Consider the following 17,713-nt stretch of genomic DNA (forward strand, 5'->3'; position numbering starts at 1 on the left):
ATCAACCCATGGGGTGGACCGTTACGCCTCCCAGACGGCCACGCCCGTGCGGTCGTCGGCGTACCCCTTCACCCGGAGCTGGGTGTCCGCCAGGAAGGCGGCGAGCCCGGGCGGCTCGGGAGCCGCCCAGCGCTCCGCGAGCTCCTTGGCGAGGGCGGGCTCACCGCGCATCGGCTCGGCGAGACCGTTCGAGGCGAGGAGGAGGGTGTCACCGGGACGGGCGACGGAGGCCCGGAAGCGGAACGGTTCGGCGGGCGGCGCGAGCGCGCCGGGGCCGGGGTCCCCCCAGCCGGGAGCCGGCGGAGGGCCTTCGGCCGTGGGGGAACCCGGCGGGCCGGTGACGCCGAGTCGCATGGTCGCGCGGTCGCCCTCCGCCGTCTCCGCCGGAGGTGAGCCGAAGCCGACGACGGGCGCCCCGGCGAGCGCGGCGGGTTCCGGGAGCAGGGGCTCGATGTCCTGCCAGGCGCCGTCGCGGAGGCGGAAGAGGCCGCCCGCGCCGATGCCGAAGAAGACGCGCGTGCGGCAGGCGGGGTCGGCGGAGAGCAGCAGGCAGCGCAGGCCCGCCGTGTACTCCTCGGTACCCACGCCCAGTTCGTCCGCGCGGGCCCGCAGCTTGCCGTAGGTACGGTCGGTGAGCCGGTGGAGCCCCGACTTCAGGTCGCCGCGACGGCCGGAGCGGATGTCCTCGGAGAGCCGGACGTGGCTGCGGCCGACGGCCTCGCCGATCCAGCGGCAGGCGTCGGCCGCGGCGAGATGGGCGGCCTCGGCGGCGCGGGCGCCGCTCGCCACCGCGACGAGGACGAGCGCGGCTTCTTCCTGGCCGAACCGGGCGGTGAGCAGGGCGTCCCTGCGGGGTTCGCCGCGGTAGCGGGCGGAGTCGCCGCGCTGCGAGGCGGCGCGCAGGGTGTACGAGCCGTAGCGCGCGCCGTCGAGGACGGTGTCGGCGACCAGTTCGCCCAGTTCTCCGGGCCGGGCCGCGGGGAGAGCGGTGGGCTCGGCCTCGTAGGTGGGCGGGCGGTTGCCGATGTGGGCGGTACGGGGCCGGGGCACCGGCACGGGCACGGCGTTCGCCTCGGGCGGTGCGGGCGGTTGCGCGTCCGGCGTCGGGTTGGGCGCCGGCTCCGCCCTCGGATCCTTCCTCGGGTCCGGAGCCGCGTCCGGCACCGTCGGTGCCGGCTCTCGGGGTGCGGGCGCCGCGAAGGAGCGTGGTTCAGGGGTGGCGCCGGGGTCGTCGAGCGGTTCCCAGGGGGCCCGGGGCGGCAGCGCCGCCGGGCTCGGCGCTCCGTCCGCCGTCCGGGGCGCCGAAGGCGGGACCGGCGGGGCCGGGAACTCCGTGGCCGGGGCCGGCGTCGTGACCTCAAGCGCCGGGGCCGGGAGCTCCGTCGTCGCCTGCGACGCGGAGTCGAAACGGTCGTCGAGCGTGTCGCCCGTCGTGGTCGGTGCGGTGTCCGGCGCCGACTCGTCGTAGAGCTTGTCCCACCAGTTGTCCCCCTGCTGAGTCATGCCCATATTGTCCACCGCACAGGCCGCCGGAAAACGGCACATGAGGAAAAAGGGGTCCGCCGGGCGACCCCACCCCCCACGGGAAGGACGCCCGGCGGACCGGCGTGATCAGCGCACGTCGTAAGCGCGGACCACGGTCTGGGTGACGGAGTTGCCGTTGGCATCCGTCAGTTCGGTCTTCAGGGTGACCGGCTTCCCGGCCGCGCCCGCGTGGTTCACGGTCGCGGTCCAGGCACCGCCCTGCTTCGAGACCTGCGCCTCCGTCCAGGTCGTGCCTCCGTCGTAGGAGTACGAGAGCCTGGCCGAGGTGAGTGCGGCGGACTGGTAGCCCGCGTGACCCGTCGCGGTGAGGCCGATCTTCTGGCCGTCGGTCGCGGCGAGGGTCTTGAGTCCGTCCTCCGGAAGGGTGTACCGGGGGAAGAGAATCGGGATGCCTTGAGAGTAGACGCTCTCGTCGGCCTGGGAAGTGAATTCCCACACCGAGTTGACGGATGTGGAGCGGTTCCAGACCTTGCTGCCGATCTTCATGGTGTTCTGTTCGAGCGTGTACGCACCGCGCTCGGACGGGACTTCGAAGACCCCGAACGGCCATCCGGTCTCTCCGAGCAGCTCCCCGTCCCTGCTCAACCGGAGGTTGCCGATGTCGCCGAAGGACCCGGGCTGGGAGTAGTGCGTGCCGTCGCCCCACAGGGAGTCGGCGAAGCCGATCAGGTCGCCCTGGCGCTCGGCGACGAGGACCGGCTCACCGGACGTGTCCTGTGGCGCGGTCGGCGCGACGACGCCGTCGTACCAGCGCTCGGTGCGCTTCTCCCCCGCCTTGTAGGCGCGCTTGGCCCCGATCATGAACTCTCCGAAGGGGAAGCTGGAGGAGAGCATCTGGTCCCACTGGGTGTCCCCGGGCGTGTAGTACTCCGTCCGGGTGCCGGGGGCCGGGACCGGCTCGATGGCGCCGAAGTAGACGGCCGTGCCGTTGGGGCGGTAGGCGGCCGCGTTGTCGATGAAGTCGGTGGCCACGCCCATCGAGCCGTAGGTGGACTCGGTGCGGCCCAGTTGACCGTCGCGGACCCGGTAGGTCCTGTCGTCGCGGATCGAACCCGTCTCGGGGAAGGCGAGGTTGTAGAGGTACGGACTCTTCGCCGTGGCCTTCCAGGAGAGGGTGACCTCGCCGGCGGAGACCTTCCCGAGCAGGGCGGCGGCCTCTGCGGAGCCGACGGCGAGGACCGGGAACCCCGCTCCGGTGAAGCCGGCGGTCGGGTACCAGCGGGCGGTCGAGGTGCGGTACGCGAGGACCGCGACGGCCCCCTCGGCCTTGGCGTTCCGGGCGACCGTGCTCGCGTTGGTGGAGGTGTCGGGGAAGCGGACCAGGGCCACGCGACCCCGGACGCCGGCCGCCTTCAGCTCCTCCGGGGTTCCGGTGCCCGCGTCGACGAGCCGCGCGGAGCCGGTGCCGTCGAGGTTGTCGGAGCCCAGGGAACCGGTGACCGGGTGCAGAACGGTGCCGTCGCCCGTCTTCAGTTCGGAGATCTGCGGGGCGACGGTGCGCCAGTAACTGCCGAACTCGAAGTCGCCCTCGTCGGCGCGGCCTTCGACCGAGGCGTAGTAGCCGCGGATCGAGCGCACACCGGCGGCCGAGCCGGAGTGCATCCAGGTGTCGTCCCAGGAGCGGGCGAACGCCAGGGTGGTGCCGCGCTGTTCACCGGGCTTGTCGGTCTTCACCGAGAGCCTGTGGGCCTTGCGCGCGTCGAGGACGACGGTGGTGTCCTTCTTGACCTCGATCTGCGGGCGGGCCAGGTAGCTGAGCGAGTCGTTCAGCGTGGCGCCCTCGCCCGCGTCGGGGGTGGTGATGAAGGAGGTGAGGAAGTAGCTGCCGGGACGGACCTGGAAGACCTGGTCGGCGGCGCCCTCGTTGAAGCGGCGCTCGCCGCTCGCGGTGTCGGTGCCGATGAGGTCGAGGGACGAGGCGCCGGCGGCGGGCTCGCCCTGACGGTCGATCAGCTTGACGCGCAGGGTGACGGTCTCGGGCTGGACGTAGAGGGAGAAGGGTGTGGAGACGTGGAGGCCGTCGGGGCCGGTGGCGAGGACCCGGCCGGTGACGTCGCCGTACTGGGCGCGCTCCAGGTGGGCGGTGGGGTCCAGGTGGAGCGGGACCTGGACGGTGGCGCCTGCCGGGACGGTGAGGGTGCGTGTGGCGAGCCGGGCGACGGAGGACCGTACGCGCGAGCCGTCGTTGCCGGTGACCTTGTCGACGGCGAGCGTCAGGGTGACGGCCTTGGCGGAGGTGTTCGTGTACGGGACGGAGACCGAGGACCGGTCGCTGTTGTCCTGGGGCCAGTTGAAGGTGCCGCCCTGGACGGCGTCGGCGCCGAGGACCGTCTGGTCGATGGCGGCCTTGACGTCGAGCCGGCCTGCGCCGGTCTCACGGACGTCGCCGGGGACGGCGCTGTGGGCGGAGGAGACGAGCGCGGCCTTGATCTGCTGGGCGGTCCAGTCGGGGTGGCGCTGTTTGACGATGGCGGCGGCGCCCGCGACGTGCGGGGTCGCCATCGACGTACCGGACATGGCCTGGTAGGCGTACACGCCCCGGCCGCCGGCCGCCGCGGCGGATATGCCGACGCCCGGGGCGGCGATCTCCGGCTTGAGGGTGTGGCTCAGTGTCGTCGGGCCGCGGCTGGAGAAGGAGGCCGTGGAGTCGTCGCGGTCGGTGGCGCCGACGGTGAGGACGCTGGGCGCGCAGCCCGGCGAGGAGACCGTGTTGAGCGAGGGTCCGGTGTTCCCGGCGGCGACGACGAACAGCGTGCCCTGGTTCTGGGCGAGTTCCTCGGCGGCGATGCTCATGGGGTCGGTGCAGTCGGTCTCGGCGGGGTTGCCCAGACTCATCGAGACGACGTCGGCGCCCTGGGCGACGGCCCACTCCATGCCGGCGATGATCCAGGACGTGGCGCCGGAGCCGGAGTCGTTCAGGACCTTGCCGTTGAGGAGGTCCGCGCCCGGTGCGACGCCCTTCTTCGCGCCGCCGCTCGCCGCGCCGGAGCCGCCGACGGTGGAGATGGTGTGGGTGCCGTGGCCCTGGCGGTCGTCGGCGGTGTCGGAGTCGGTGAAGTTCTCCGAGGCGACGACCCGGCCCTTGAGGTCGGGGTGCTCGACGTCGGCGCCGGTGTCGAGGACGGCGACCTTGGTCCCCTTGCCGTCGAAGCCGGCGGCCCAGGCCTCGGGCGCGTGGACCTGCTTCGTCGAACGCTCCAGCGTGGCCTGAACCTTACGGTCCAGCCAGAGCTTCTTCAGTCCGGAGGCGGACCGGGCGGCGGGGGTGTTCACGTCCGCCCAGAAGGCGGAGGCCTGCTTCTTGTCGGCCTTGAGCGCGACGCCGTCGACAGCCTTGAGGACCTGGCCGCGCCGGGCTCCGCGCGGGGCGGCCGGGACGGAGCGGGCGAGGTCGGAGCCGTAGACCGCGATCAGGGGGAGCGACGCGGTGCCGGCGTCGTCGTACCCCTGCCGGATCAGACCGGTGACGTTGAAGAGCTCCTCGTCGACGCGGCCCGCGGCGAGGGCGGCGGTGGCGCCCTCCGGGTAGACGTACAGGTCCGGGCCGGAGCGGCGCGTCTGGACGAAGGGCACCGTCCCGTCCTCGCGGGGCAGCGCGGCGGCGGCCGGGTTGCCGGCCGCGTCACGGGTGACGACCACCCGGTCGCCCGTGACCAGCGTGACGGTGGCGGCCCGCTCCCCGGCGCGGGCCTGGGCCTCGCTGCCGACCAGCGGTCGATTGCCGGTCGTGTCGTCCTGCGGCGCGGCTGCCGTGGACGGCGCGACCGCGGTGACGGCCAGGACGGCGGCGGTCGCCGCCCCCAGGGCCGTACGCGAAATCGGGCGCATCGCTCTCCCCATCTGAATCCGGACCAAGGCAGGCAAAAGCCGTGGGCCCGGAGGCTGTTGGTGCTGCGGTGACGCCACATTGGCAGAGGTGAGGGTGGTGCAGGGATGATGTGCGCGGCGGGAATACGTCGTGGCCGATTTCCGCCAGAGCACCAACGGAACGAATGCGTCCGGTGAACGCCCGGGGAATGTCCGGGACGTCCCAGGACGTCCGGGCGAGGGGTGGGGCAGCGATGCTGGGAGCGATAGGTCTCGACGAACGGCAGGAGTCGGCGTACCGCGCGCTCGTCGCGCTGGGAGCTGCGGAGGTCGCGGACCTGGCGCACCGGCTCGCCCTGCCCGAGACGGACACCGAGAGGGCGCTGCGGCGCCTGGAGTCGCAGGGCCTGGCCGCACAGTCCTCGGCACGGACCGGGCGGTGGGTCGCGGCCCCGCCGGGGGTGGCCCTGGGCGCGCTGCTGACGCAGCAGCGGCACGAGCTGGAGCAGGCGGAGCTGGCGGCGGCACTCCTCGCGGAGGAGTACCGGGCGGAGGCGGCGGAGCCGGCCGTCCACGACCTGGTGGAGGTGGTGACCGGCGCGAGCGCCGTCACCCACCGCTTCCTCCAGCTCCAGCTGGGCGCGACCGACGAGGTGTGCGCGCTGGTGACGGGCAAGCCCATCGCGGTCTCCGGGATGGAGAACGACGCGGAGGAGCTGGCCGCGGGGCGGGGCGTCTCCTACCGGGTCGTCATCGAGCGGGAGGTGCTGAGCCTGCCGTCGGGGATCGTCGAGCTGTCGGCCGCGCTCGGCCGTGAGGAGCAGATCCGGGTGGTCGACCGGGTCCCCACCAAGCTGGTGGTCGCGGACCGCGCGCTGGCGATGGTCCCGCTGACGGGCCGGGGGGCGGAGCCCGCGGCGCTCGTGGTGCACGCGAGCGGGCTCCTGGAGTCGCTGATGGGCCTCTTCGAGGCGGTCTGGCGCGACGCGCTGCCGCTGCGGCTCGGGGCGGGCGCGCAGATCACGGAGGCGGAGGTGCAGGGCCCCGACGTGACGGACCTGGAGATCCTCTCGCTGCTCCTGGCCGGCATGACGGACGCGAGCGTGGCCAAGCAGCTGGACCTGGGCCTGCGGACGGTGCAGCGCCGGGTGAAGGGCCTGATGGAGCTGTCGGGCGTGACGACCCGGCTCCAGCTGGGCTGGCACGCGTACGAGAAGGGGTGGGTGGCCCGCAGATAGGTCGCGCGGCGGGGACGCGGGCGGTGCGGGGCGGCTGCCGTGACCCCCGTACGTACCCTGCGACCTGCGCGGAGATCATGGGTCCTGCACGCTGGGCAGATGGGTGTGTGGCAGCTGTTGCTCGTCGCGATGGTGATGCTGCTCGGCCTGTTCGGGGTACTGGCTCCCGGCGTGCCGGGGCCGTGGCTGGTGTGGGCGGCCATGCTCTGGTGGGCGCTGCACGAGCAGAGCGGCCTCGCCTGGATCCTGCTCGTCGCCTCGACCGCGCTGCTCCTGCTCACCCAGGTGGTGGTGTGGCTCCTGCCGCAGCGCCGGATCCGGGGCGTCGGCATCACCCGGCGGATGGTGACGTACGCCGGGGTCGGCGCGTTCCTCGGCTTCTTCCTGATCCCCGTGATCGGCGCCGTCCCCGGTTTCATCGGCGGGATCTACCTCTGCGAACGGCTCCGCCTGGGCGGGCACGGCCAGGCCAGGGCGTCCACGAGGACCGTCATGCGGGCGGCCGGGACGAGCATCCTCGTGGAGATGTTCGCCTGTCTGCTGATCGTCGGCGCGTGGGCCGGCGCGGTGATCTGGGGCTGAGGCCGGCGCGGTGATCCGGGGCTGAGGCCGGCACGGTGATCCGGGGCTGGGGCCGTGGACCTAGGTCCACAGGTCCGTACGCGGTCGGCCGGATCGCCGATGCACCGACCGGAAGCCGGGAGCGATGCTGGCCTCATGAGGGATTTCGAGGGATTCAGCGTCGCCGAGCTCGCCTACCTCCGCACGCAGCGCCTCGGCCGCATGGCCACGGTCGACCCCACGGGTCAGCCGCAGGCCAATCCGGTCGGCTTCTTCCCCCAGGAGGACGGCACGGTCCTGATCGGCGGACTCGCGATGGGCCGCACGAAGAAGTGGCGCAACCTCCGCGCCAACGCCAAGGTGGCGCTGGTCGTCGACGATCTCGCGAGCGTCCGGCCGTGGCGGGTGCGCGGGGTGGAGATCCGGGGCGTGGCGGAGCTGCGGGTGGGGCCGCACGAGCTCGGCCCGCACTTCAGCGAGGAGGTCATCCGGATCCACCCGCGCCGGATCCACAGCTGGGGCCTTCCGGAGGTCACGGACCCTTCGGAAGATCGATCTGGTACTTGATGAATCCGGTGTCGCGGGCGACCTTGTCGTAGAGCCGCCGTGCGGTGGTGTTGGACGCCTGGGTGTTCCAGTAGACCCGGTCGCAGCCCTGCTCCTTCGCCCACTCGGTCACCGCCGCGATCAGGGCGCGCGCCACGCCGTGGCCGCGCGCGTCGGGGTCGGTGAACAGGTCCTGGAGGTAGCAGACGTCCGGCCCGGAGGTGCTGGGGTGGACGAAGAAGTGGGTGAAGCCGACGAGACGCCCGTCGAGGCGGGCGACGCGGGCGTGCACCCGCGTGCCGTCCCGGAAGGCCTGCCAGGCGCGCTCGTACAGGGCGTCGGGCTCGGTGCGACCGTAGAAGTCGATGTAGGAGCGGAAGAGACGCTCCCAGGCGTCGCGGTCGTCGGGTCCGAGCAGGTCTGTTTCGATCATGGGTTCATTGTGACGGCAGGGGTGCGAGCCTCCGGTACCGGTGTGCGTACGAGCGCCAGGGCCGCCAGGCGTCGGAGCCGGACCGGGCGTCGGGGTCCGCGTCGGGGTACGCGTCGGGGTCCGCGTCCGGGTCCACGTCGGGGTCGCCGAGGGCCCGCTCACGGATCACGGCCGCGTGGGTGGGGCTCACCCCGGCGACGGTGCGCAGAGCGCGCTCGGACTCGTCGCGGTCGGCGCCCGGATCGAGGCGTACGGCCCCGGTGGCGAGCGCTGTGGCCAGCGGGCCGGCCTGGGGGTGGCCGGTGAGCGCGGCGGGCTCGGGGAAGAGGTGCGTGAGGGCGCCGCAGGCGTTCTCCAGGGGGGTGCCCAGGGCCGGCACCAGCCGCGCCGCCTCGTCGGGGCCGACGACGGTCCGGAGCGCGAACTCGTCCGGGTCGGCCGCGCCCGGCGACCGCAGTCCGGGGCGGGCGGCGACCCGCTCGGCGAGCACCGGGTCGGCGCCGAGGCGCTCCGCGACGGCGTAGGGGTCGGCGTCCAGGTCGAGGAGGCGGCGCAGCCGCTGGACGGCGGTGGTCAGGTCGCGGAGGTCGGAGAGGTGGATCCGGGCCTCCAGCCAGGGCCCGGTGGAGCGCTCGTCGACGGAGACGATGCCGGTGCCGTACGGGAGGCGGAGCGTACGGCGGTAGGTGCGGGCGCCGGGGTCGCCGAGCACCTCCTCGACGCCGGGGAGGGCCTCGGCGGCGAGCAGGTCGAACACCTCGCGGGCGGCGTACGGGCCCCGGTGGGCGAGCCGCAGCGGCACTCCGGCGGCGAGCGCGGTACGGGGTCCGGCGCCGGTACCGGACTCGGCGCGCAGCTCGGTGGGGGTACGGGCGTAGATGCGGCGGATCGTGTCGTTGAACTGGCGCACGCTGGCGAAGCCGGACGCGAAGGCGATCTCGGTGACGGGCAGCCCGGTGGTCTGCAGGAGCAGACGGGCGGTGTGGGCGCGCTGGGCGCGGGCGAGGGCGACGGGGCCCGCGCCGAGTTCGGCGGTGAGCTGGCGCTGCACCTGGCGGGGGCTGTAGCCGAGGCGTCCGGCGAGGCCGGGGACGCCTTCGCGGTCGACGACGCCGTCTCCGATGAGCCGCATGGCGCGTCCGACGACGTCGGCGCGGACGTTCCACTCGGCGGAACCGGGCACGGCGTCCGGCCGGCAGCGCCGGCAGGCACGGAAGCCGTGGCCCTGCGCGGCGGCGGCGGTGGGGAAGAACGTGACGTTCTTCCGCTTGGGGGTGACGGCGGGACAGCTGGGCCGGCAGTAGATGCCGGTGGTCTCGACGGCGAAGAAGAACGCCCCGTCGAACCGCGCGTCCCGGCTGCTGACCGCCTCGTACCGTGTGTCCTCGGCCACGGCGGTACCGGTTTCCTGATGCCTCACGCCTCCCAGTGTGCGTGAACGCGACGCCCCGGCCTGGCGGTTTTCGGACACCACACTCGGGGCGTCGAGGCCCGCCACCCCAAGCGTGGGCTGCTGGGCCGCGGGCCACGGGCCCAGCAGGGCACGGGCCCAGCAGGGCACCCGACCCGTCAGGCCGCCGGCCTGCGGGCCGCCCGTCGCAGCGAGGGGACCGGGAGCCGGGCCCGAGGCCGTCGGGCAGCGGGTCCGTGGGGGCCGGGCCGCTGCCGGCCCGCTGGCCGCCCGGTGGGGCCGGGCGGGTGGGGCCGGGCGCGGGCCGGGCCCGCTGGCCGCCCGGCCCGGCCGGTAGGCCGGGCCGGGGCACCGCCGCCTCGGGCTGGCTACCGGCCCTCGTGCCGGTGGCCGGCGCCGCGCTTTGCCTCCATGGCCGCGCGGCCCTCCGCGCCCTTGCGCTTCCAGTCCTTGAGCATCTCGGCGCGCACGCGGGCGTCCGTCTTGGCGACGATGCGCTGGTTCTCGCGCAGGAGCTTGCGGTAGCTCTCCAGGCGGCGCACGGACAGGGTGCCGTCGTCCACCGCCCCCGTCACGGCGCAGCCCGGCTCCGCCTCGTGGGCGCAGTCGTGGAACCGGCACGCCTCGGCCAGGGCCTCGATCTCCGAGAAGACCTGGCCGACGCCGGTCTCGGCGTCCCAGAGCCCGACTCCGCGCAGACCGGGGGTGTCGATGAGCACACCGCCCCCGGGCAGCACGAGCAGGTTGCGGGTGGTCGTGGTGTGGCGGCCCTTGCCGTCCACGTCACGGGCTGCTTGGACGGTCATCACGTCCTCGCCGAGGAGCGTGTTGGCGAGCGTGGACTTCCCGGCGCCGGAGGCCCCGAGCAGCACGCTCGTCCCGCCCGCCACCAGCGCGCGCAGCACGTCGAGCCCCTCACCGGTCGCCGAGCTGATGGGAATCACCTGCACGCCCGGCGCCACGCTCTCCACGTCCTCGACGAGGTACGAGAGCCCGACCGGGTCGGGTACGAGATCCGCCTTGCTGAGGACCACGAGCGGCTGGGCGCCCGACTCCCACGCCAGGGCGAGGAAGCGCTCGACGCGGCCGAGGTCCAGCTCGACGGCGAGCGAGACCGTGATGATCGCGTGATCGACGTTGGCCGCGAGGATCTGGCCCTCGGACCGCTTGGACGACGTGGACCGCGCGAACGCCGTGCGGCGCGGCAGGAGCGTCCGTACGTAACGGGGGTCGCCGTCCGCGTCGACGGCCGCCCAGTCACCCGTGCAGACGACCTTCAGCGGGTCGCGCGGCACGACGAACTCGGTGTCGGCCCGCACGGTGCCGATCGGGGTGATGAGGTCGCACTGACCGCGGTCGACCCGGAGTACCCGCCCGGGCAGGAGCCCCTGCTCGGCGTACGGGGCGAACGCGGCTTCCCAGCCCTCGTCCCAGCCGTACGGGGCGAGAGGGTGCGAGAGAGAAGAGGAGGAGGAACGGACAAGAGAAGAGAAAGACAAGGGGAACCCTTCGAGGGGTGGCCCCGGCACGCGCCGAACGGCGCGGAAGAAAGGAGGAGTCAGCCGGCGGCCACGGAGGTGACGTGGAGGTCGTACGCGAAGCGGGCAGCGCCCGACGTGACAGCAGCCATCGGTCACACCTCCTGAAGAGAACACACTCGACTGACACCGACGGCCGTCAGTCGGCCGCCGAAGAACACGAGGATCGTAACCACGGCCCAATGACGCTCGCCACCTGTTTTTCCGAGCACGGCCCCGTCCGCGCCCTCGCGCCCCGTGCACACCAGGGATTCACAAGCAACTCGCTTCCCACCAGCCGTTGTTGCTGCACACTCGGTCTACATGACTCCCCATCAGGAACCGCATGACGCGTCACGGGACACGTTCACGCGGGGCTTCGCGGACGAGCTGTACGAATGGGCCAACGAGCGCGGTGCGCTGTACCAGGCCGCCCGGGACATGGTCGTCGTCCACGGCGCCGTGAACGAGCATCACCACGAGCACTACCACTCCGGCGGCCGGCGGACGTCGAGGACGACGACGCCCTCCCAGGGCGACGACTGTCCGTACCCCGGCCTCCGCTCCTTCGACACCGACGAGGCCGAGCGCTTCTTCGGCCGCGAGACCCTGGTCCACCGGGTCATGGAACGGCTCGAGCTGAGCGTGGCCGACCACCGCCCGCTGGCCGTCGTCGCGCCCTCCGGCGCGGGCAAGTCCTCGCTGCTCCGGGCCGGGTTGCTGCCGGGGCTCGCCCAGGGCCGGCTGCCGGGGTCGCGGCACTGGCCGCAGCTGCTGCTGACCCCCACGGCCGAGCCGCTCGCGGCGCTCGCCTCGGGTCTGGCCAGGCTCACAGGGGTGGAACCGGCCCTGGTCGCCGAGGCGATGGAGGCCGGTTCCGGGCGCCTCGCCTCCCTCGTACGCGAGCGGTTCGACCTGAGCCCCGACCGCCGGGTCGTGCTCGTCGTCGACCAGCTGGAGGAGGTGTTCACCCTCTGCCGGGACGCGACGGCCCGCCGCCGGTTCCTCGACGTGCTCGCCGACCTCACCGCCTCGGGCACCCCGTCCGGCGACGAGCCGCCCGTGGCCCTCACCGTCTACGGCGTGCGCGCGGACTTCTACGGGGCGTGCAGCGCCTTCCCCCACCTGCGCGAGGCCCTGCTGGAGCGCCAGGTCATCGTCGGGCCCATGAGCGAGGACGAGGTCCGCCGGGCCGTGACCAGCCCCGCCGAGCGCGACCGGCTGACCGTCACGCCCGAGTTCGTGGACACCGTCCTGCGCGATCTGCGCGGTACGACACCGCGGGACGAGGGCGCGTACGAGGCGGGCCGGCTGCCCCTCCTCGCGCACGCGCTGCGGGCCACCTGGCTGGAACGCAGGGGCGACACGCTCACGGTGGACAGCTACCGCGACACCGGCGGCATCGACGGCGCCGTGGCGGCCACCGCCGAGGAGGAGTTCGGGAAGCTGAGCCCCGGCGCGCAGCGCGCCGCGCGGTCGATGTTCCTGGATCTCGTCAGGATCGGCGACGACGTCGAGGTGACCCGCCGCCGCCGGACCCGGGCCGATCTGCTGCTCGCCGCCGCGGACCCGGAGGCGGTCCCGGACATCGCGGAGCGGTTCACCCGCGCCCGTCTGCTCACCCAGGGCGTCGACCGGCAGGACGGAACCGTCACCGTCGAGGTCACGCACGAGGCGCTGCTCTCGGCGTGGCCGCGGCTGCGCCGCGACTGGATCGGGTCGGGCAGGAGCGGTCAAGCGGTGCGGCAGGGGGTGCAGGAGGCCGCCGTGGCCTGGGAGCGCGGGGGTCGCCGGGACACGTCGGTGCTGTACGGGGGCGCGAAACTGGAGCTGGCCCGCGACTGGGCCGCGGACGCGCCCCCGGAGGACCTCACGCCGCTGATCACGGAGTTCCTCGCCGTCTCCGGGCGGCAGGAGCGCCGGGGCCGCAGGTTCCGGGTCGGTGCGGTGGCCGTGGTCGCCGCGCTGGCGGTGCTGGCCTCGGGGCTGGCCGCGTACGCGTTCGACCAGAGCGGGGATGCGGTGCGGGAGCGTGACAACGCGATCTTCGACCGGGTCAGCGCCGAGGCCGACCGCCAACGGGAGACCGACGGCGCGCTGGCCGCGCAACTCGACCTGGTCGCCCACGGAATGCGACCGACGGACCGGCTGAACACGCGTCTGACGACGGCGGCGACCTCGGTGCTGCCCGCCACCCTTCCGGGCGACTTCGGCACGGTCCCACCGGTGGCGTTCGACCCGACGGCGGGACGACTGGCCACCGGCGGCGGGTCCTTGCGGTTCTGGGACATCCAGGACGCCGCCCGCCCCCTGCCCCTGGCCGACGAACCCGGCGCGGGCAAGGGAATCCTCGCGTCGGCGCTCGCGTACAACGCGAAGGGTGACCTGCTCGCGCGGGGCGGCGGGGACGGCTCCGTCCAGCTCCTGGACGTGTCCGCGCCCGGTCGTCCGGTGACGCTGTCGCGTCTTCCCGATCTTGCTCGGGGCCTGGTGGCGAGCCTGCAGTTCAGCCCCGACGCCCGAACCCTGGCCGTCGTCACCTCCGTCATGGCCGGCAGCTCGACGAGCGGCGCTGTGCATCTGCTCGACGTCAGCGACCCGAGACGACCACGGACGGTGAGCACGGTGGTGTCCGTCCAGAAGCAGTCCGTCATGTCCGTCGCCTTCAGTCATGACGGCCGCACCCTGGCCGTCACCGGTGGCACCGGCCGCCCCGGCGGCGATCGCAGACTGCTCGTACGGTTGTGGGACGTGTCGGATCCGGCGCGCCCCACGGCGCTCGGCGGGGAGCTCGGCGAGCACTCGGTCATCGTCAACAAGGCGGTGTTCAGTCCCGTCGCTCCGGTTCTCGTCACGGCGGGCGGTGACGGAAGGGTGCGGATCTGGGACGTGTCCGACCCGCGGCGGCCGAGGCTGAGCGGCAGCCTGTCCTCAACTCGCCGGTCGGCTCGCTCGCGTTCAGCCCGCGCGGTCACATGCTCGCCACCGGGGAGACCTCGGGCAACATCCACATCTGGAACATGGGAACCCCCACACTGGCCAGGACGATCCTCCCGACCCTGCACGCCCACACGACGGTCGTCGCCCATCTCGCCTTCGACACCACCGGCCGCACGCTCGTGAGCGGCGGCGGGGACGGCAAGGTGCGTCTGTGGCGACTGCCCCCAGGTCTGGCCGTGCTGGGCGGCGGGCAACCGGCCGACGCCGTGGCGCTGAGCGGCGACGGGAAGCTGCTCGCGGCGGCGTCGAGTCTGTACGTCTCCCTGTTCGATCTCTCCGACCCGACGCGCCTGGTCTACATCGGTGGGCTCGTCCGGTTCCGGGGAGGGGTGAACACGTTGGCCTTCTCGACCGTGCCGGGTGGCTCACCGCTGCTGGCCACCGGGGATTCGAGCGGCGATGTCCGCCTGTGGGACCTGTCGGCGCCCGCCCGTCCGGCGGAGATCGGCACAGCGCTGCCGGGGCAGACGAAACCGGTGTCCGCTCTGGCCTTCGACGCCGGCGGGAAGACGTTGTTCGCGGCGTCGATGAGCCTCGACGGCGGCTCGACGGGTGGCCTGCGCGCGTGGAACGTGGCCGAGCCGGCCCGCCCCGCCGCGCTCGGTGGCGGGGAGCTGGACCGGGAGCAGTTGGCGAGCAAGGGCCTCGCCGCGCGGTCGGGCCGCGTCTACGCGTCGGAGCCGTACGGCGATGTACGGGTCTGGCGCACGGGCGAGGGAACCGGCCCCGAACTGGTCGGCCGGCCGCTCGGCGCGCAGACGGTCATGTCGCTCGACGTCCATCCGCGCTCCGCGCTGGTCGCGACGGCGGGTGCGGACAGCCGGGTCAGGCTCTGGGACGTGTCACGGCCGGCCGCCCCGAAGGCCGTCGGCGATCCGCTGCTCACCGGCGGCGCAGGGTGGAGCGTCGGCTTCTCCCCGGACGGCGCCACTCTGGCGAGCGGCAACGGCATCGGCCAGGTCCGGCTCTGGAACACCTCGGATCCGGCGCGCGCCACCGCGTACGGCCTACCCCTCACGGGGCACACCTACGCGGTACGCGCCCTGCGCTTCAGCCCGCGCGGTGGAGTGCTGGTGACCGCCGGCCAGGACGGCACCGTACGGCTCTGGCAGACCGATCCGGCCGCGGCCAAGGCGTCACTGTGCGCCTCGACGCGCTCCGCCATGACCGCCGACGTCTGGAAGGAGTTCGTCTCGCCCGCCCTGCCCTACGACCCGCCCTGCGGCGCATGACACCCGCGGGCCTGAGGCCTCAGATCAGTCAGACCACGACCACCTCGACCGTGGACACCGGGTTGCAGCCGTAGCCCTGGGCGTTCCACGGGGGGCGGTCGGGCTGGGTGGCGCCGTGGGAGTCCGTCGCGCGGGCCAGCAGCCGGTACCGGCCGGGGCGGCGCGGTGTCCACCGGTACGACCAGCCCGTCCAGGCGTACGGCCCGGTGGGCGGCTCGAGTTCGGCGTCGTGCCACTCGGCGTCCGGGACTCCCTCCCCCGGGCCGGCGCCGTCCTCGTCCTCGGCCCGGACCTCGACCCGGCCCACGGAGCGTCCGGCGCCCGACCAGGCCCTGCCGCGTACGACGGTCTGCGTGCCGCGGCGCAGGTCCTCGTCCGGTTCGGGAGCGGTGATCAGCGACTTGACGCGGATGGCCGTGACGGGTCCGTCGGGGGTGCCGTCCGAGGCGATGTAGACGTACTCCTCGGTCTGGAAGACGCCGGTGAAGGGTTCGGTCACGGCTCGCGCGCCGACCAGCCACTTCACGTCGGCGACCGCGTACCGGCCGGGGACGACGAGTCGGACGGGGGCGCCGTGCCCGGGCGTGAGCGGTTCGCCGTTCAGGTGCGTGGCGAGGAGGGTGTCGGGGTGGAGCGCCTCGGCGAGCGGGAGGGCGCGCTCGAAGGTCGTGCGGTGCCCGTGGACGGTGCCGGTGTCGGCTCCCGCGAAGACGAACTCGACGGTCGCCGGGTCGAGGCCGGCCCGCTCGGCGACCCGGTGGAACGGCACGCCCGCGAACCGGGCGCAGCCGACGGCCCCTCGCCCCCACGGCAGCCCCGGCGGGCGTGGGTTCATCAGGGCGCGTCCGTTGCCCGCGCACTCCAGGACGACGTCGAACTCGCGTCGGCCGGGGCGGCCGAGGGCGATGAGCTCCTCGTAGTCGAGGGTGATCGGCGCGGTCACGGCGCCGTCGACGCGGAGTCGCCAGTGGGCGGTCTCCGTGGGCGGGACGCCGAAGTGGTCCCGTACGAAGAGTGCGTCGGCGGGCGTCACCGGACCGGCCAGCGCGGCCATCGGCGTCTGGGCGTTGTACGGCTCGGTGGTCACCGTCTCGGGGGCCCAGGCGGTCGCGCGCGGACCTCGGGGAACGGCCGATGCGGTCATGGCGCCGACACCTCCGTGGGGCGCGGTCCCGGTGGGGCGCGGTCCCGGTGGGGCGCGGTCCCGCTCTCAGCGTACGTCGGGCACGGCGGGGTCACCCGACGGGCGCCGTCGTCCGGGCCCGTCGGTCCCGCGGCGGCGTCCGATTCGTGCAAGACCCCGCCTCCTCCACCCGCCTAGCCTCGCCCCATGAACACACCACGACTGGACGTCATCGGCCTCGTCGTCTCCGACATGGCCGCCTCGCTCGCCTTCTACCGGCGGCTCGGCCTCGACATCCCGGCCGACGCCGACACCGCGCCGCACGTGGAGGCCGCCCTGCCCGGGGGAATGCGCATCGCGTGGGACACGGAGGAGGTCATCGCCTCCTTCGATCCCGGCTGGACCCGTCCCGAGGGCGGCGACCGGATGGGGCTCGCGTTCCTCTGCGACTCGCCCGGGGAGGTGGACGCCACGTACGAGTCGCTCGTCGCCGCCGGGTACCGCGGGCATCTGAAGCCGTGGGACGCCGTGTGGGGGCAGCGTTACGCCGTGGTGCTCGATCCGGACGGCTGCGGGGTCTCCCTCTTCGCCCAGGCCGACGCGTAGGCGGTCAGGGTCGTTCCGGCCAGCGCCCTGGTCTCGCGTGCCAGGTGGGCCTGGTCGGCGCAGCCCGCGCCGAGCGCCGCGTCGGCGAACGGAACCCCGGCCCTGACCAGGGCGAGGGCGCGTTGGAGCCGGAGGATCCGGGCCAGGGTCTTGGGGCCGTAGCCGAACGCGTCCAGGGACCGCCGGTGGAGCCGGCGCGCGCCGATCCCCACGGCGTCGGCGGTCTCCGCGACGGGCCGCCCGGCGGCGAGTCGGCGTACGACGGCGCGGATCAGGGGGTCGGGGTCCGGGGCGTCGGCGGCGCGGCGGACGGCGAGGCCCTCCAGGGCGGCGGCGGGGTCGGGTGCGGCGGAGATCCGCTCGCAGAGCCGCCGGGCGCGTGCCTCGCCCCACAGGTCGCCCAGCTCGACCCGGCGGTCGCGCAGGGCGCTCGCCGGGACGCCGAGCAGTGTGGGCGCATCGCCCGGGGCGAACCGGATCCCGGCGTACGGGCCGGGGCCGGCCTCGGGGAGGTGTGCGGCGGTGTCGGGGCCGGCGACGAGCAGCCGGCCGTCGCACCACAGCAGGTCCATGCACCCGTCGGGCAGCACCGGTACCGGGCCCTCGTCCACGGGCCGTGGCGTCAGGGTCCAGACGACCGCGCCGTCCAGGCACGCCGGGCGTTCCTCGTACATCCTTCCGAGCGTAGACGGGC

Annotated in this window: 12 protein-coding genes and 1 pseudogene; 6 read left to right on the forward strand and 7 right to left on the reverse strand. The window is 74.0% G+C overall.

Going from position 1 to position 17,713, the window contains the following annotated elements:
- Positions 1–21 precede the first annotated feature (21 nt).
- Positions 22–1,503, reverse strand: coding sequence for a protein phosphatase 2C domain-containing protein (locus ACFVGW_RS24285; protein ID WP_385853451.1), 1,482 nt, complete (start codon positions 1,501–1,503; stop codon positions 22–24).
- Positions 1,504–1,611: 108 nt separating this feature from the next.
- Positions 1,612–5,373: a S8 family serine peptidase gene (locus ACFVGW_RS24290; RefSeq protein ID WP_385853452.1), complete on the reverse strand. Its 3,762-nt coding sequence runs from the start codon at positions 5,371–5,373 to the stop codon at positions 1,612–1,614.
- A 233-nt stretch (positions 5,374–5,606) separates the two neighbouring features.
- Between ACFVGW_RS24290 and ACFVGW_RS24295 the strand changes: the two genes are divergently transcribed.
- The 3 genes from ACFVGW_RS24295 (at position 5,607) to ACFVGW_RS24305 (ending at position 7,718) form a co-directional block, all read left to right on the forward strand.
- Entirely contained in the window at positions 5,607–6,590 is a 984-nt protein-coding gene (locus ACFVGW_RS24295; RefSeq protein ID WP_385853453.1) for a helix-turn-helix domain-containing protein, read from the forward strand.
- A gap of 99 nt (positions 6,591–6,689) precedes the next feature.
- Positions 6,690–7,172, forward strand: coding sequence for a DUF456 domain-containing protein (locus ACFVGW_RS24300; protein ID WP_383228913.1), 483 nt, complete (start codon positions 6,690–6,692; stop codon positions 7,170–7,172).
- Between the two features lie 135 nt (positions 7,173–7,307).
- Positions 7,308–7,718 carry a PPOX class F420-dependent oxidoreductase gene (locus tag ACFVGW_RS24305; RefSeq protein ID WP_385853454.1) on the forward strand — a complete coding sequence of 137 codons (411 nt, stop codon included), beginning with the start codon at positions 7,308–7,310 and terminating at the stop codon, positions 7,716–7,718.
- On the opposite strand, the gene ACFVGW_RS24310 is transcribed toward ACFVGW_RS24305, so the two are convergent.
- From ACFVGW_RS24310 to rsgA, 3 genes are all read right to left on the reverse strand, one after another.
- Complete coding sequence (locus ACFVGW_RS24310; protein ID WP_385853455.1) at positions 7,684–8,130, reverse strand: GNAT family N-acetyltransferase; 447 nt, start codon at positions 8,128–8,130, stop codon at positions 7,684–7,686. The genes ACFVGW_RS24305 and ACFVGW_RS24310 overlap by 35 nt on opposite strands.
- A 4-nt stretch (positions 8,131–8,134) precedes the next feature.
- Positions 8,135–9,523: an AlkA N-terminal domain-containing protein gene (locus ACFVGW_RS24315; RefSeq protein WP_385853575.1), complete on the reverse strand. Its 1,389-nt coding sequence runs from the start codon at positions 9,521–9,523 to the stop codon at positions 8,135–8,137.
- A gap of 386 nt (positions 9,524–9,909) precedes the next feature.
- Complete coding sequence (rsgA, locus tag ACFVGW_RS24320; protein WP_385853456.1) at positions 9,910–11,040, reverse strand: ribosome small subunit-dependent GTPase A; 1,131 nt, start codon at positions 11,038–11,040, stop codon at positions 9,910–9,912.
- Positions 11,041–11,499: 459 nt separating this feature from the next.
- Here rsgA and ACFVGW_RS24325 point away from each other — a divergent pair.
- A pseudogene (locus ACFVGW_RS24325) lies at positions 11,500–13,935 on the forward strand (hypothetical protein); the annotation flags it as partial.
- A gap of 143 nt (positions 13,936–14,078) precedes the next feature.
- Positions 14,079–15,290, forward strand: coding sequence for a WD40 repeat domain-containing protein (locus tag ACFVGW_RS24330; protein ID WP_385853576.1), 1,212 nt, complete (start codon positions 14,079–14,081; stop codon positions 15,288–15,290).
- 28 nt (positions 15,291–15,318) lie between these two features.
- On the opposite strand, the gene ACFVGW_RS24335 is transcribed toward ACFVGW_RS24330, so the two are convergent.
- Positions 15,319–16,434: a molybdopterin-dependent oxidoreductase gene (locus ACFVGW_RS24335; RefSeq protein ID WP_385853457.1), complete on the reverse strand. Its 1,116-nt coding sequence runs from the start codon at positions 16,432–16,434 to the stop codon at positions 15,319–15,321.
- Between the two features lie 186 nt (positions 16,435–16,620).
- Here ACFVGW_RS24335 and ACFVGW_RS24340 point away from each other — a divergent pair, with 186 nt between their 5' ends.
- Positions 16,621–17,019 carry a VOC family protein gene (locus ACFVGW_RS24340; protein ID WP_385853458.1) on the forward strand — a complete coding sequence of 133 codons (399 nt, stop codon included), beginning with the start codon at positions 16,621–16,623 and terminating at the stop codon, positions 17,017–17,019.
- Here the strand turns inward: ACFVGW_RS24340 and ACFVGW_RS24345 are convergent.
- A complete protein-coding gene (locus ACFVGW_RS24345) occupies positions 16,956–17,693 on the reverse strand; it encodes a helix-turn-helix domain-containing protein (RefSeq protein WP_385853459.1) in 738 nt (245 codons plus the stop codon). The genes ACFVGW_RS24340 and ACFVGW_RS24345 overlap by 64 nt on opposite strands.
- Positions 17,694–17,713: the final 20 nt, after the last annotated feature.

The organism is Streptomyces sp. NPDC127129 (assembly GCF_042671585.1).
Lineage (GTDB): Bacteria > Actinomycetota > Actinomycetes > Streptomycetales > Streptomycetaceae > Streptomyces.